Here is a 13,665-nt window from a genome sequence, read left to right on the forward strand (position 1 = left end):
TTTACTCACGCCACAAGTTTCGTGTTGGCTAGCCGCGCCCCAGCATATGGTCAACGAACCGCGTCAGGTTGGCAAAGCTTGCAAGCGTCATCGCGGCCCCCTCGCCGCCCTGCTTGGCCGGCACCAGCGCGCGACCGAAGCCGAGCTTTGCCGCTTCCTTCAGCCTGAGCGGACCGTGCGCCACCGGGCGAACCTCACCCGACAATGCGATCTCTCCGAACGCGACCGCATCCGCAGGCACCGGCCGTTCGCTCAACGCCGACACCAGCGCCGCCGCCACCGCCAGGTCGGCGGCCGGGTCCTGCACGCGGTACCCGCCGGCGATGTTGAGATAGACCTCGGCCGACGAAAAGCTGAGCCCACACCGCGCCTCCAGCACCGCCAGGATCATCGCCAGCCGCCCGCTGTCCCAGCCGACCACCGCCCGCCGGGGCGTGGCGCCCGACGCCAGCCGCACGGTCAGCGCCTGCACCTCGACCAGCACGGGCCGCGTCCCCTCCAGCGCGGGGAAAACGACGGTGCCCGTCACATTCTCGTCGCGACTGGTCAGGAACAGCGACGACGGATTGCTGACTTCGCTTAGGCCCGCGGTGTCCATCGCGAACACACCGATTTCATCGGTGCCGCCGAACCGGTTCTTTGTCGCGCGCAGGATGCGATACAGGTGGCTACGCTCGCCCTCGAACGCGAGCACAGTGTCGACCATATGCTCCAGCACGCGCGGGCCGGCGATCGCGCCGTCCTTCGTCACGTGCCCGACGAGCACCACCGCGGTCCCGCGTTCCTTGGCGAAGCGGATCAGCTCGCCCGACGACGCGCGGACCTGGCTGACCGTGCCGGGCGCGCCCTCGATCAGGTCGGAGTGCATCGTCTGGATCGAATCTATGATGAGCAGGTCTGGTACGCCGCCCTGCCCCACCGTCGTTAGGATGTCGCGCACGCTGGTGGCCGCCGCGAGTTGCACCGGCGCGTTGCCGAGACCCAGCCGCCGCGCCCGTAGCCGCACCTGATCCGCCGCTTCCTCGCCCGAGACATAGGCGACCGACTTCCCCGCCAGCGCCAGCTTCGCCGCGGCCTGGAGCAGCAATGTCGACTTGCCGATCCCGGGATCGCCGCCGATCAGCGTCGCCGATCCCTCGACGAACCCGCCGCCCAGCGCGCGGTCGAGCTCGGCGATGCCCGTTTCCATCCGGTCGGGCAGCGCGATGTCGGTATCGAGCCCGGACAGCAGGATCGCCCGCCCGCCCGATTGCAGGTTATGCTTGGCCGAAAACGGCGTGACGTTGGTCGGCGCATCCTCGACCAGCGTGTTCCATTCCTGGCAGTCGGCGCATTGCCCTGCCCAACGATGCGACACCGAACCGCAGGATTGGCAGACATAGCGTTTCTGGGGTTTCGCCATGGGAACGACCTCTAGTCGATACGGAACGATTGGGGAACATGATTTGTGAAGACCGTGTCGAAGCAGGTCGTAACGCCCGGCAGCAATGGCAAAACTACCCGTTGCTATGGGGCGAAGTGAGATAGGCAAAGCGCCCCACCCCCGCTATGGGCTCACGCCCATGCAGCCGCCCAGATCTCCGCGCGACCTTCGCGTCGCCTTGTTCAGCGGCAACTATAATTACGTTCGCGACGGGGCGAACCAGGCGCTCAACCGGCTGGTCGGGCATCTGCTCGCCGCCGGTGTCGCCGTGCGCGTCTATTCGCCGACCGTGGCCAATCCCGCGTTTCCGCCGACCGGGGACCTGGTCAGCGTGCCCGCGATCCCCGTCCCGTTCGGCGGCCGCAGCGAGTACAAGATCGCGCGCAGCCTGCCCGCCGCCCCGCGCGCCGATCTGGAAGCGTTCGCGCCCAACATCGTCCATGTCTCCGCACCCGACCTGCTCGGCCATGCGGCGCTGACTTGGGCGCGCAAACACGACATCCGCACCGTGGCATCGCTCCACACCCGGTTCGAGACCTACCCGCGCTATTACGGCCTGGGTTTCATCGAGCCTGCGCTGGTCTGGATGCTGAAGCGCTTCTACGACCGCGCCGACCGTGTCGTCGTGCCGAGCCCGAGCATCGCCGCGATCCTGAAGGACTGGGGTGTCGCGACGCCGATCGGCATCTGGTCGCGCGGGATCGACCACGACCGCTTCCGCCCCGACCGCCGCGATCCGGCGTGGCGGCGCGGGCTGGGGATCGCCGACGACGACATGGCGATCGGCTTCCTCGGTCGACTGGTGAAGGAAAAGGGACTCGACGTCTTTGCCGACGTCGCGCGCGAACTGACGCGGCGCGGCGTGCCGCACAAGATCCTGGTCGTCGGGGACGGCCCGGCCCGCGACTGGTTCGCCGAACGTGTGCCCGGCGCGATCTTCACCGGTTTCCAGTCGGGCGAGGCGCTTGGTCGCGCGGTCGCGTCGATGGACGTGTTCTTCAACCCGAGCGTCACCGAGACGTTCGGCAACGTCACGACCGAGGCGATGGCGAGTGCCGTTCCCGTCGTCGCCGCGCGCGCGACGGGCGCGGTCGATCTCGTCGAGGAAGGCCGCACCGGATATCTGGTGCCGCCGCGCGATGTCGGCGCCTATGCCGACGCGATCGCGCGGATCGTCACCGACCCTGCGCTCAGGCGAACGATGGGCGATGCGGGGCACGCCGCGGCGCTCGGCTACCGCTGGGAAACGGCGAACCAGGCCGTGCTGGATACGTATCTGGGGCTGCTGGGGCCCTGCGCTCCCGCGAAGGCCGGAGCCTGAGGCCAACCAGCGACGTCGTCCGCAACCCTGGGCTCCCGCCCGCGCGGGAACACTGGACCGCTATTCCCAGTCGAACGCCAGCGGCGCTTCCCGGAAGGCAAATCGGTCGAGGTGTCGCGCGACCGCGCCCTTCAGCCCGTCGAGTTGCCCTTCGACGCTCGCATCGATCCGCGTCACGAGCGTGTCGGGCTCGGCGGTAAAGGTCACCACCGCATCGCCCGGCCAGTCCGCCCCGCGCGCATCCTTCGGGAACGTGACCCGCCCCTGCTGTGCGTCGAAGTCGACCGCCAGATTATGCTGCCAGTGCTTGCACAGTTGCTGAAGATATTTGCTGGCGTGGGTCGTCGGCGTGCGCGCCGTCGCCGACACGCTCACAGCCGCTCGATCCGCTGAACGGCCTCGTCCAGGATCGCCGCGACCCGGTGCGCGTCCTCGTCCGACAGATCGCCCGCGCCCAGCCGCTCCTGCAGCACCGCGCGCAGGTTGCGCATCGCGCGGCGGATGGGGGCGCGGTCCGATCGGCTGCGCTCGGCACCGACCGCGGCCAGCCGCTCGAACAGCGCCGCGACCTCGCCCGCACGCTCCTCCAGATGCGCCTCGCCCGCGGCGGTGACCGCGAAGACCTTCTTGGCACCCTCACCGGGTTGTTCGGCGATCAGGTCCATGTCGGCGAGCATGGTCAGCGTCGGATAGACAACGCCGGGGCTCGGCGCATAGCCACCGCCGGTGCGTGCCTCGATCTCGCGGATCAGGTCGTAGCCGTGGCGCGGGGCTTCGGCGATCAGCTTCAGCAGCACGAGGCGCAACTCGTCCCCCGAAAACATGCGCATCCGCCCGCCCCCGCCGCGACCGGGGCGGTCCGCCCGCTCCGCCCAGTCGGCGGCAAACTGCTCCCAGCCGCCGCGATGGCCGCGACCCGGACCGCCGTGGCGGTGCGCGTGATGAGGTCCAAACATAAAAACTCTTACCTCTCTTCGATAGCTCTAAGATATATCTTGATCGATGATTGTCAATATCGCCATTAGCGTGACTTTCGTGAAGTTCGCCCGCCCCTATATAGACGCGATGGCTGACCTCCTCGCCGGGCTCGAACCGCCCGCCGACCCCCTCCCGGACTCCGCTCCGCTCGCTGACCGCCTGCGACCGCAAGCATTGGACGAAGTGGTCGGGCAGGAGCATGTGACGGGCGCCGAGGGCGCGATTGGGCGGATGGTCGCGGCCGGGCGGCTGTCCTCGCTGATCCTCTGGGGGCCGCCGGGTACCGGCAAGACGACGATCGCGCGGCTGCTCGCCGATGCGGTGGGGTTGCGCTTCGCGCCGATCAGCGCGGTGTTTTCCGGCGTCGCCGACCTGAAGAAGGTGTTTGCGGAGGCCAAGCTCGCCGCGCGCACCGGCCAGCGCACGTTGCTGTTCGTGGACGAGATCCACCGCTTCAACCGCGCGCAGCAGGACGGCTTCCTGCCTTACGTGGAGGACGGCACCGTCACGCTGGTGGGTGCGACGACCGAGAACCCGTCGTTCGAACTCAACGCGGCTTTGCTCAGCCGCGCCCAGGTGCTGATCCTCCACCGGCTCGGTGCAACGGCGCTGAACAAGCTGCTCGACCGCGCGGAGGCGCTGATGGAGCGTGCCTTGCCCGTCACCCCGGCGGCGCGCGATGCATTGGTCGCCAGCGCCGACGGCGACGGCCGCTTCCTGCTCAACCAGGCGGAAACGCTCTGGTCGGTCGATATCGCCGAGCCACTCGATCCAGCAGGGCTCGGCGCGTTCCTCCAGCGCCGCGTGGCGGTCTACGACAAGGACCGCGAGGGGCATTACAATCTCATCAGCGCGCTTCATAAATCGATCCGCGGCAGCGACCCGCAGGCCGCGCTCTATTATCTCGCGCGGATGCTGACCGCGGGCGAGGACCCGCTGTTCGTGCTGCGCCGCCTGATCCGTGCGGCGGTGGAGGACATCGGCCTGGCCGACCCGAACGCGGTCGTGCAGTGTGTCGCGGCGAAAGACACCTACGACTTCCTCGGGTCGCCGGAGGGCGAGCTGGCGATTGTCCAGGCGTGCCTCTACCTCGCGACCGCACCCAAATCGAACGCGGCGTACAAGGCGCAGAAGGCGGCGTGGCGGGCGGCCAAGGAAACCGGCAGCCTGATGCCTCCTGCCAACATCCTGAACGCGCCAACCAAGCTGATGAAGCAGATCGGCTACGGCGCCGACTATGCCTATGACCACGACGCCGCGGACGGCTTCTCGGGCGCGAATTACTGGCCCGACGAGATGGAGCCGCAGGCGTTCTACCAGCCGACCGACCGCGGGTTCGAGAAGCGGCTGTCGGAACGGCTGGCGTGGTGGGACGAACGGCGCAAGGGGCGTGAGTAGTCCCGGGCGGCGGTTCGCGCAGTTCGTCGCGATCGACTGGTCCGGGGCGGTCGGCCCGCGGCAGAAGGGCATCGCGGTCGCCGAATGTACCGCCGGCGACGCTGCACCTGCACTCGTCCGTCCCGGCCACATCTGGTCGCGCGCCGAAGTCCTCGATCAGATCCGGGCCGCCGGACGGGATACGCTGATCGGCGTCGATCTCGGGCCCGCGCTGCCCTTCGTCGATCGCGGCGCATATTTTCCGGAATGGAGCGAAAGCCCCACCGATGCCCGCGGCCTGTGGGCACTGGTCGAACAGCTCTGCACCGACGACGCGCATTTTGCGGCATCGAGCTTTATCGACCACCCCGAAGCGGCGCGACACTTTCGCCGTCATGGCGGGCGCACCGGCGACCTGTTCGAGCCTGGCCGCGGGCGGCTGCGCGAAACCGAGCGCGCGCAGCAGCGCATGGGGCTCAGCCCCTATAGCAACCTCAACCTCGTTGGCGCGGCGCAGGTCGGCAAGTCCAGCCTGACGGGGATGCGCCTGCTGCACAGACTGGACGGGCAGGTCGCGGTCTGGCCGTTCGATCCGGTACCGGAGACCGGTGCGGTGCTGGTCGAACTCTACACCACCCTCGCCGCCATCGCCGCCGGCCGCACGCCGTCGCGCAGCAAGATGCGCAGCCACGCCGAGCTCGACGCCGCGCTGGTCGCGCTCGGCAGCCGGGCCGGTGGTGGTGACGGCCCGATCAGCGACCACGCCAGCGACGCGATCCTGACCGCCGCCTGGATGCGAATCGTCGCGGACCGGCCGAATTTCTGGCATCCGCTTGGCTTGACGGAGCAAATTGCCCGCACCGAAGGCTGGACCTTCGGCGTCGTCTGACGCATGGGGGCAACGGATGCCGGCTTAGCTCAGTTGGTAGAGCGCCAGTTTTGTAAACTGGATGTCGCGGGTTCGATTCCTGCAGCCGGCACCATCCCCTGTCAGAACGTCCGCCGCAGCCGCAGCGTCACCTCACGCGGGGCGACCGGGTAGCCGATCGTGCCCACGCTGCCGCTGTTGTATCGCCGATCGGCGAGATTGGTGGCAGCCAGCGTCACCGCCCAGTCGCCGCGCTCCCACCCTAACTGCGCATTGATCGCGGCGTTGTTCGTCACGCGGTGCTGGGGTTCGTTGCACAGCGCGATGTTGTAGGGCGACGCCGCGCTGTAATCGCCGCCGATGCGCACGCGGCCACCGCGCACGGTCCGGGAATAGCTGCCGCGCAGCTGGTAGCGCAGCGCAGGCGTGAAGCGCAGGTCGAGCTGGGCTTCCGGCACGATCGTGCAGCCGGGGCTGGAGGCCAGGCGCGTGAAGCGATCGGCCAGCGTCGCCAGCCAGCCGCCGACTTCGACGCCCGCCACCGGCCGTGCGGTCCATTCGACCTCCAGCCCTTGGATGCGTGCGTCGCCCACGTTCTGGCGGAAGATTTCGGGCGGTGTCGAATTGGCGCGCGCGGCGGAGAACGCGATGTCGGTGTAGCGATTGACGAAGTAGTCGGCATTCACCTGCAACCGTCGGCTGAGCCATTCGGACTTGATCCCCGCCTCGCTGCTCCACACCGTCTCCGGCGCGATCGCCCCCTGGCGGTCGAGCGCGAAGCCGATGTTTCGTGCGCGCCCGTCGAAGCTGCCGCTGCGGAAGCCCTTGGCGCGCGAGGCGTAGAGCATCACGTCGTCGCTCACCCGGTAATCGAGCGCGATCCGCGGCGACACATCGGTCCAGCGCCCACGGATGCGACGCTGTGCCACGCGACCATCGGGCAGGACCAGGACGGTGTCGGGCGCGGTCAGGAAGCGGACGTCGTAACGCTTGCGTTCGTCGGTGTAGCGCAGCCCCGCGGTCAGCCGGGTCCGCGCCCCCAGCACCGCGGTCGCCGATCCGAACGCCGAGTAGCTTTGCGTATCGAGCCCCGGTTCGTACGGCGACCAGTTTCCGCCGATGCTCGCGGCGCGCGAGGGCGCGTTGAAGAAATCCGCAGTGTGGAACCGCGCCGCATTCGTACCGGTCGGCGTGGCGAAGCTGACCGCGGTCAACTGGTCGTTATGTTCGAAAAAGGCGTAGCCGCCGGCCAGCCAGTCGAGTCGCCCGCTGAGCGCCGACCCGGCAAGCTGCAGTTCCTGGCTGACGCTGTGCTGGCGCTGATCCTGCAACAGGATGATGTTCGCGCCCACGCCCGGCGGGTTGGCGGTCTGGTCGAAGCCGATGCGCGACCGCAACGCGCGATACCCGGTGATCGACGACAGGGTCGTGCCGCCGCCCAGCCGATAATCGATGCGCAGCGACGCGCCCCCCGTATCGGTCGTCCCGAGCGGCATCGTGTCCGCGGAATCGAACCGGTCGATGCTCCCCTGCGGTGGCACGAAGCGGTTGAGGTACCGTCCGGCGCGATCCGGGTCGGCGCGGAACCGCTGCGGAAACCGTGGGCCCGAACGGTCGAGGGTCAGGTCGGCGGTCGCAAAGACGCTCAGGCGTGCGTCCGGCTCCCACAGCAGCGCCACCCGCCCAGCCTGAACGCCCTGACCGTTGACGTACGCGCCATCGGTCAGGTTGCGCCCCCACCCGCGCTGGTTGCGCGACAGGCCAGACACCCTGAGCGCGAGCGTCCGGGACAACGGCAGGTTGATCGTACCCCGCGTGTCGATCCGACGATAACTGCCGACCGCGAGATCCGCCGCCCCGCTCACCCGGTCGAACGTCGGGCGCTGCGTTACCAGCTTGATCGCTCCGCCGCTGGTGTTGCGGCCGTACAGCGTCCCCTGCGGCCCGCGAAGCACCTCGATCCGTTCGATGTCGATCAGGTCAACGAGAGCGCCGGTCGAGCGCGGCAGGATGACATCGTCGATGTAGATGCCGACCGGCGGGTCGTTGGTGAAGATCGAATCACCTTCGCCCACTCCGCGCAGGAACACGAGCGCGCCTGAACTCGTGCCGAAATTGCGTGCGAGATACAGATTGGGGACGTCCACGCCGATGCGATCGAGGTTCGCGATCGACTCCTCGACGATCCGCTCGCCGGACACCGCCGTGATCGCGATCGGTACCGTCTGCACGCGTTCCTCGCGACGCTGTGCGGTCACGACGACGTCGTCGACCGTTTCCTGCGCCTGCGCCAACAGCGGCATCACCGCCGCGGCGACGCCCGCCATTATCTTGCCCCGCATGTTCCGCCCCTCGTTACCCGGGCGTACCGACGCCACCGAAAACCGGCGCGGCGCTAGAAGCGGCACCGGAGCGCGTCAAGCCGATGGTGCGGTCCAAAAACGTGAAGATCGAAAACAAAAAAGCCCGCATCGCTGCGGGCTTTTTGTCAGGGGTGGTGGAGCCGAGGGGGATCGAACCCCTGACCTCTGCAATGCCATTGCAGCGCTCTCCCAGCTGAGCTACGGCCCCGAACCCTGTGGGAAGCGCGCCTCTAAAGGGGTGGCGCGCCGATTGCAACCGGGTTCTTGGCGTTTTTGTCGAAAGCCCGAAACCCGGTCGCTGAAAGCATCAATTCTCGTCGTCTTCGTCCGCGGTCTTGACGCCCAGATCGTCGTCACCACCCAGATCGACGTCGTCGTCGGCCGAGGGCTCTTCCTCCTCGTCGACGTCCAGTTCCAGATCGTCGCCGCCCAGATCGCTGTCGGCCTCTTCCTTCTTCTCGGTCTTGACCTGTTCGAACGGCAGCGGCTGCTTCGACTTCAGGATCGGCTCCGGCTCCCAGTTCACGCCGCACGCGATGCAGGTGACGGGCTCGTCGTTACCGAGGTCGTAGAAACGCGTACCGCACTTCGGGCACGTACGCTTCGTGCCCCATTCGGGCTTGATCATGGCTGCTCTCGCACTCTTGCGGATAGGGAAAAGGGGTCTTGGCGACCGAAGAGCCGCAAAGTGGGGCGCGCCTTGCCATAGCGCAAGCGCACTGTCAAAGACCCGCCGCAATGAGCCATGCCACTCCCTCCCCGCGCACGATGGCGCCGCGCGGTGCCCTGACCGGCCGCGTCCGCGTACCCGGCGACAAGTCGATCAGTCACCGTTCGCTGATGCTCTCGGCCCTGGCGGTGGGGACAAGCCGGGTCGAAGGCCTGCTGGAGGGTGAGGACGTGCTCGCCACCGCCGCGGCGATGCGCGCGATGGGCGCGACGATCGAGCGCGATGCGGACGGTGTGTGGCATATCGACGGCGTCGGTGTCGGCGGGCTGCTGCAGCCGGCCACGGCGCTCGACATGGGCAATTCGGGGACGTCGACGCGGCTGCTGATGGGCCTGGTCGCCTCCCACGCGATCACCGCGACCTTCATCGGCGACGCCTCGCTCAGCAAGCGGCCGATGGGACGCGTCATAGACCCGCTGTCGACGATGGGCGCGGACGTTACCGCGAGTCCCGGCGGCCGCCTGCCGCTGATGGTGCGCGGGATCGTGCCGGCGGTGCCGATCACCTACACGCTGCCCGTCGCCTCGGCGCAGGTGAAGTCGGCGATCCTGCTCGCCGGCCTCAACACGCCGGGCATCACGCGCGTGATCGAGCCCGTCCCGACCCGAGACCATAGCGAGCGGATGCTGGCCGGGTTCGGCGCGCAATTGACGGTCGAGGACAGCGGCGAAGGCCGCGTCATCTCGATCCACGGCGAAGCGGAGCTGAAGCCGCAGGCGATCACCGTTCCTGGCGACCCGTCGTCCGCCGCCTTCTGGATGGTCGCCGCATCGATCGTGCCGGGGTCCGACATCGTCATCGAGAATGTCGGGCTGAACCCGACCCGCGCAGGGCTTGTCTCCGCGTTGAGGATGATGGGGGCAGACATCGTCGAGCAGGACGCCCGCATCGTCGGTGGTGAGCCGGTCGCCGACCTGCGCGTCCGCCACGCCGCGCTGACCGCTATCGAGGTGCCCGCAGACCTCGCGCCCAGCATGATCGACGAATATCCCGCGCTGTTCGCCGCGGCGGCCTATGCACAGGGCACGACGATCGCGCGCGGAGCCGAGGAGCTGCGCGTCAAGGAATCCGATCGCATCACCGCGATGGCGACCGCGTTGACGGCATGCGGGGTCGCGTGCCGCGAATATGAAGACGGCCTGGCCGTCACCGGCACCGGTGGTGATCCGGTTCCGGGCGGCGGGCGCGTCGAAACGCATCTGGACCACCGCATCGCGATGAGCATGGCGGTCGCAGCGCTGAACGCGCGGGCGCCGATCACGCTGGACGATGCCGGCCCGGTCGCGACCAGCTATCCCACCTTCTTCGCCACGCTCGACGCGCTGGCGCCGGTCGAGCAGGCGGCATGATCATCGCGGTTGATGGCCCCGCCGCCTCGGGCAAGGGTACGATTTCGAAGGCGCTGGCCCGGCATTACAAGCTGCCGCACCTTGACACCGGCCTGCTGTACCGCGCGGTCGCCGCGACGGTGCTCGACCACGCGCTCGATCCGGAAATCGAGGCGGACGCCGTCGCCAGTTGCGACTTCGACGAGGCGTTGCTGGGCGACGTTCGGCTGAAGGACGATGCGATCGGCAAGACCGCCTCGGTCGTGTCCGCGCATCCGCTGGTCCGTGCCGCACTGCTCCAGCGGCAGAAGCGCTTTGCCGCGCAACCCGGCGGTGCCGTGCTGGATGGCCGCGACATCGGAACCGTCATTGCGCCGAATGCCGTCGCCAAGCTGTTCGTGAAGGCGACCCCGATGATCCGTGCCCAGCGTCGCCATGCCGAACTGCGCAGTCGTGGGTCCAACGCCAGCCTCGACCGCGTGCTCGCAGATATCCGCGCCCGCGACGAACGCGACAGCTCGCGCAGCCAGGCGCCGCTGAAGGCTGCTGTGGATGCCGTGGTCCTCGACACCAGCTTTCTGTCGATCGAGGCATCGATCCAGCGCGCGGTGGCGATCGTGGATACGGCAGTGGCGCGGCACCGGCTGTAGGTCGCCCGGCACCAGGTGCCGGGCGACTTGAAGGTCAGCGTGAATTGTCCTGCGGCTGACCGCTCTCGACCATCAGCTCGACGGGCGTGTCGCCGATCGGTCCGGGCGACTGGTCAGTCTCGTTATGCGCGAACAACCAGCGGCCGATCAGACCAGCCGCGGCGGCACCCGCGATCGGGGCGAGCCAGAACAGCCACAACTGCGACAACGCCCATCCGCCGACGAACAGCGCCTGGCCCGTGCTGCGCGCGGGATTGACCGAAGTATTGTCGATCGGGATCGAGACGAGGTGGATGAGCGTCAGCGCAAGGCCGATCGCCAGCGGCGCAAACGGCGCGGGCGAGCGTTCGTCGGTTGCGCCGATGATGACGATCAGGAAGCCGGCGGTCAGCACCGCCTCGGCAGTGAAAGCGGCAGCCATCGAATAGCCGCCCGGCGAATGCGCGCCGTAGCCGTTCGCGGCGAAACCGCTCGCGACGAGATCAAACCCGGGAACGCCGCCAGTGAGCGTGGCAAGGATCGCGGCAGCAAGGATCGCGCCGACGAGTTGGGCAACGATGTAGCCGGGCAGGTCGCGGGCCGAGAAGCGGCCGGCGACGGTCAGCCCGATGCTTACCGCAGGGTTGAAATGCCCGCCGGAAATGAAGCCGACGGCAAATGCCATCGTGAAGACGGTCAGGCCGAAGGCGAGCGACACGCCGAGCAGGCCGATCGATCCCGGGACTGCCGTACCCGCGGCCAGGACAGCGGCACCGCAGCCGCCCAGCACGAGCCAGAAGGTGCCGAACGCCTCTGCCGCCAGACGCCGCGCCGCTGCAATCGGCCGCGGCCGTGATACTGGTTGGATTGCCATGGTGTCGCTCGCTCCGGATGAGGAGAGCGACGTGGGCCCGTCACACGTGCGACGGCCCCACGTCGTCGCGCGGATTACTTGCCGCGCAGGGTGTTGATTATGGCGATGCCGAGCACTCCGCCAAGGGCCGCTGCCGTGAACGGACGCTCGCGCATGAACTGGCGGGCATAGTCGACCACCGGACGGATGGTGTCCTCGACCGCATCGCGGGCGTCGCCGATCGTCTGCTGGACCGTTCCGGTCGCCTGGTCGGCGCGACCTTCCGCCTCGATCTGCTTGTCGCCAAGCGCCGCGCCGACGCCTTCCTTGATCTTGCCCCCCAGGGTGTTTGCCGTGCCGGTCAGGGTATCGCTATTCATCGGAAGTCTCCGTCGTTGGTGTGTGTTGGGGTGTCGGAACGTGCCGAGGCGTCAGATGGCTGCATCATCTGGGCGACTGGCTGGTCCTCGCCCCGGTTCAGCATCCGGGTGACCGCACGGCGGGCAGGCTCGCGACCGCCGAGACCAAAGGCGAGAGCGAACGCGACGGCGACCGCACCCAGCAGCAGGCCGAACGCCATGTTGATGATGTCGTCGGCCAGGCCCATGAAACGCAGGCCGATCGCGGTGCCCAGGATGATGATCGCGACGCGTACGACCGGTGCCGCAACCTGCGTCCCGCCGTCACCATGACGCTCGATCGCCTGCGCGATCAAACGGGCGATGACGACCGCGGCAAAGATGATGACCGCGCCGAATACGACCTGCCCGAACAGCGTCAGCATTTCGGCCATGATCCGTGAGCCATAGGTGAAGTTCAGCTGGCGGAACGCTTCCATCAGGCCGAAGATCAGCACGGCGATGAACACGCCCTGCCCGGCCAGACGCGATGGGCGGAACCCGTCGCTGTCGGTGACACTGCCGTCGCTGGCAGCGGATACCGGCGAGTCCTGACGCAGGATGCCGATCGCGCCGACCGACCGGTCGAAGGCGGTCGTGGCCAGGAACTGCGTCAGCAGGCGCGATGCGAAGCGGCCGATGGCATAGGCAACGGCCAGGATCAGGCCGGCAGCGATGACGTGCGGGATGGCGTCGAGGATGATCCGCAGCATGGCGGTCGCCGGCTGCGAGATGGCCGCGATGTTCAGCGTGTCCAGCGCCGCGATCGCCACGGGAATGATGATCAGCGCAAAGACGATCGCGCCCAGCGTGCGCGACAGCATCGTCGGGTCGGTCGGCGTATCGCCACCCAGCCGCGACGACAGCCGCTCGAGGTTGCTGGCGGTCACCACCGCTTCGACGGCCTTGCGCGCGACCTTCGCCAGGACATAGCCCAGGAAGAAGATCAGGCCGGCGCCGATGATGTGCGGCACGGCCTGGCCGAACCCGCGGAGCATATCGCCCAGTGGCCCGGTCGCCCCGGTCAGCCCCAGCGGCTGGGTCGCCAGAAACAGCGCGATCAGCAGCACGACCCAATAGACGGCATCGCCGACTTGTGCGCCGATGCTCGAGGGGTGACGCGCATCGATGCCGGGTTCGTTCGCGTGGCGCCCGAGCGGTGTCCGGTTGACCAGCCGCGCAACGCCCCATTTCGCCGCGCGCGCGATACCCCAGCCGATTAGCAGGATGACGAGCGCCGCGATGATCCGCGGCGCCCATTCCTCGACATACAGCAGCAGCTGCGCCCCGAATTCGCGGGTACTGGACACGACCGTGCCCCCCGCAAGATTGACGTCATTCATGAGTGTTCGAACCCTGTCGTTTTCTTGTAAATGTCAGGTGATGCGTGGCCGGCC

At 68.2% G+C, this 13,665-nt stretch carries 13 protein-coding genes and 2 tRNA genes; 6 read left to right on the forward strand and 9 right to left on the reverse strand.

The annotated features are described in order from the left end of the window. Nucleotides 1-28: 28 nt before the first annotated feature. Nucleotides 29-1,402, reverse strand: coding sequence for a DNA repair protein RadA (gene radA, locus ASE86_RS10755; RefSeq protein WP_056425782.1), 1,374 nt, complete (start codon nt 1,400-1,402; stop codon nt 29-31). A 160-nt stretch (nt 1,403-1,562) separates the two neighbouring features. Between radA and ASE86_RS10760 the strand changes: the two genes are divergently transcribed. Continuing rightward, a complete protein-coding gene (locus ASE86_RS10760; RefSeq protein ID WP_056425785.1) occupies nt 1,563-2,744 on the forward strand; it encodes a glycosyltransferase family 4 protein in 1,182 nt (393 codons plus the stop codon). A 60-nt stretch (nt 2,745-2,804) separates the two neighbouring features. On the opposite strand, the gene ASE86_RS10765 is transcribed toward ASE86_RS10760, so the two are convergent. Further along, nucleotides 2,805-3,119: a DUF2218 domain-containing protein gene (locus ASE86_RS10765; RefSeq protein ID WP_056425788.1), complete on the reverse strand. Its 315-nt coding sequence runs from the start codon at nt 3,117-3,119 to the stop codon at nt 2,805-2,807. Then, nucleotides 3,116-3,700: a PadR family transcriptional regulator gene (locus ASE86_RS10770; protein WP_056425791.1), complete on the reverse strand. Its 585-nt coding sequence runs from the start codon at nt 3,698-3,700 to the stop codon at nt 3,116-3,118. Before ASE86_RS10770 ends, ASE86_RS10765 begins: the two co-directional genes overlap by 4 nt. 109 nt (nt 3,701-3,809) lie before the next feature. Here ASE86_RS10770 and ASE86_RS10775 point away from each other — a divergent pair, with 109 nt between their 5' ends. The 3 genes from ASE86_RS10775 to ASE86_RS10785 all read left to right on the forward strand — a co-directional run bounded on the left by ASE86_RS10775 (nt 3,810) and on the right by ASE86_RS10785 (nt 6,082). Further along, nucleotides 3,810-5,120 (forward strand): replication-associated recombination protein A, encoded by a 1,311-nt coding sequence (locus ASE86_RS10775; protein ID WP_056427028.1) that lies wholly within the window; start codon nt 3,810-3,812, stop codon nt 5,118-5,120. Continuing rightward, on the forward strand, nt 5,113-5,988 hold the full coding sequence (locus ASE86_RS10780) for a hypothetical protein (protein WP_056425794.1): 876 nt from the start codon (nt 5,113-5,115) through the stop codon (nt 5,986-5,988). Before ASE86_RS10775 ends, ASE86_RS10780 begins: the two co-directional genes overlap by 8 nt. 18 nt (nt 5,989-6,006) lie before the next feature. Then, nucleotides 6,007-6,082 (forward strand) — tRNA-Thr (locus tag ASE86_RS10785). Nucleotides 6,083-6,089: 7 nt separating this feature from the next. Here the strand turns inward: ASE86_RS10785 and ASE86_RS10790 are convergent. The 3 genes from ASE86_RS10790 to ASE86_RS10800 all read right to left on the reverse strand — a co-directional run bounded on the left by ASE86_RS10790 (nt 6,090) and on the right by ASE86_RS10800 (nt 8,958). Next, complete coding sequence (locus ASE86_RS10790; RefSeq protein WP_056425797.1) at nt 6,090-8,309, reverse strand: TonB-dependent receptor; 2,220 nt, start codon at nt 8,307-8,309, stop codon at nt 6,090-6,092. A 153-nt stretch (nt 8,310-8,462) separates the two neighbouring features. Continuing rightward, nucleotides 8,463-8,538 (reverse strand) — tRNA-Ala (locus tag ASE86_RS10795). Nucleotides 8,539-8,637: 99 nt separating this feature from the next. Next, nucleotides 8,638-8,958 (reverse strand): TIGR02300 family protein, encoded by a 321-nt coding sequence (locus tag ASE86_RS10800; protein WP_056425800.1) that lies wholly within the window; start codon nt 8,956-8,958, stop codon nt 8,638-8,640. A gap of 110 nt (nt 8,959-9,068) precedes the next feature. On the opposite strand from ASE86_RS10800, the gene aroA reads away from it, so the two are divergent. After that, nucleotides 9,069-10,409, forward strand: coding sequence for a 3-phosphoshikimate 1-carboxyvinyltransferase (gene aroA, locus ASE86_RS10805; protein ID WP_056425802.1), 1,341 nt, complete (start codon nt 9,069-9,071; stop codon nt 10,407-10,409). Then, complete coding sequence (locus ASE86_RS10810) at nt 10,406-11,038, forward strand: (d)CMP kinase (RefSeq protein WP_056425805.1); 633 nt, start codon at nt 10,406-10,408, stop codon at nt 11,036-11,038. The genes aroA and ASE86_RS10810 overlap by 4 nt, the downstream gene beginning before the upstream one ends. A gap of 34 nt (nt 11,039-11,072) precedes the next feature. Here ASE86_RS10810 and aqpZ read toward each other — a convergent pair whose 3' ends face one another. The 3 genes from aqpZ to ASE86_RS10825 form a co-directional block, all read right to left on the reverse strand. Continuing rightward, complete coding sequence (gene aqpZ, locus ASE86_RS10815) at nt 11,073-11,891, reverse strand: aquaporin Z (RefSeq protein ID WP_056425809.1); 819 nt, start codon at nt 11,889-11,891, stop codon at nt 11,073-11,075. Between the two features lie 74 nt (nt 11,892-11,965). Beyond that, a complete protein-coding gene (locus tag ASE86_RS10820; protein WP_056425812.1) occupies nt 11,966-12,250 on the reverse strand; it encodes a CsbD family protein in 285 nt (94 codons plus the stop codon). Next, nucleotides 12,247-13,578 carry a mechanosensitive ion channel gene (locus ASE86_RS10825; protein WP_162233327.1) on the reverse strand — a complete coding sequence of 444 codons (1,332 nt, stop codon included), beginning with the start codon at nt 13,576-13,578 and terminating at the stop codon, nt 12,247-12,249. The genes ASE86_RS10820 and ASE86_RS10825 overlap by 4 nt, the downstream gene beginning before the upstream one ends. Between the last annotated feature and the right edge of the window lie 87 nt (nt 13,579-13,665).

The organism is Sphingomonas sp. Leaf33 (assembly GCF_001421785.1).
In the GTDB taxonomy this organism is placed as follows: domain Bacteria; phylum Pseudomonadota; class Alphaproteobacteria; order Sphingomonadales; family Sphingomonadaceae; genus Sphingomonas.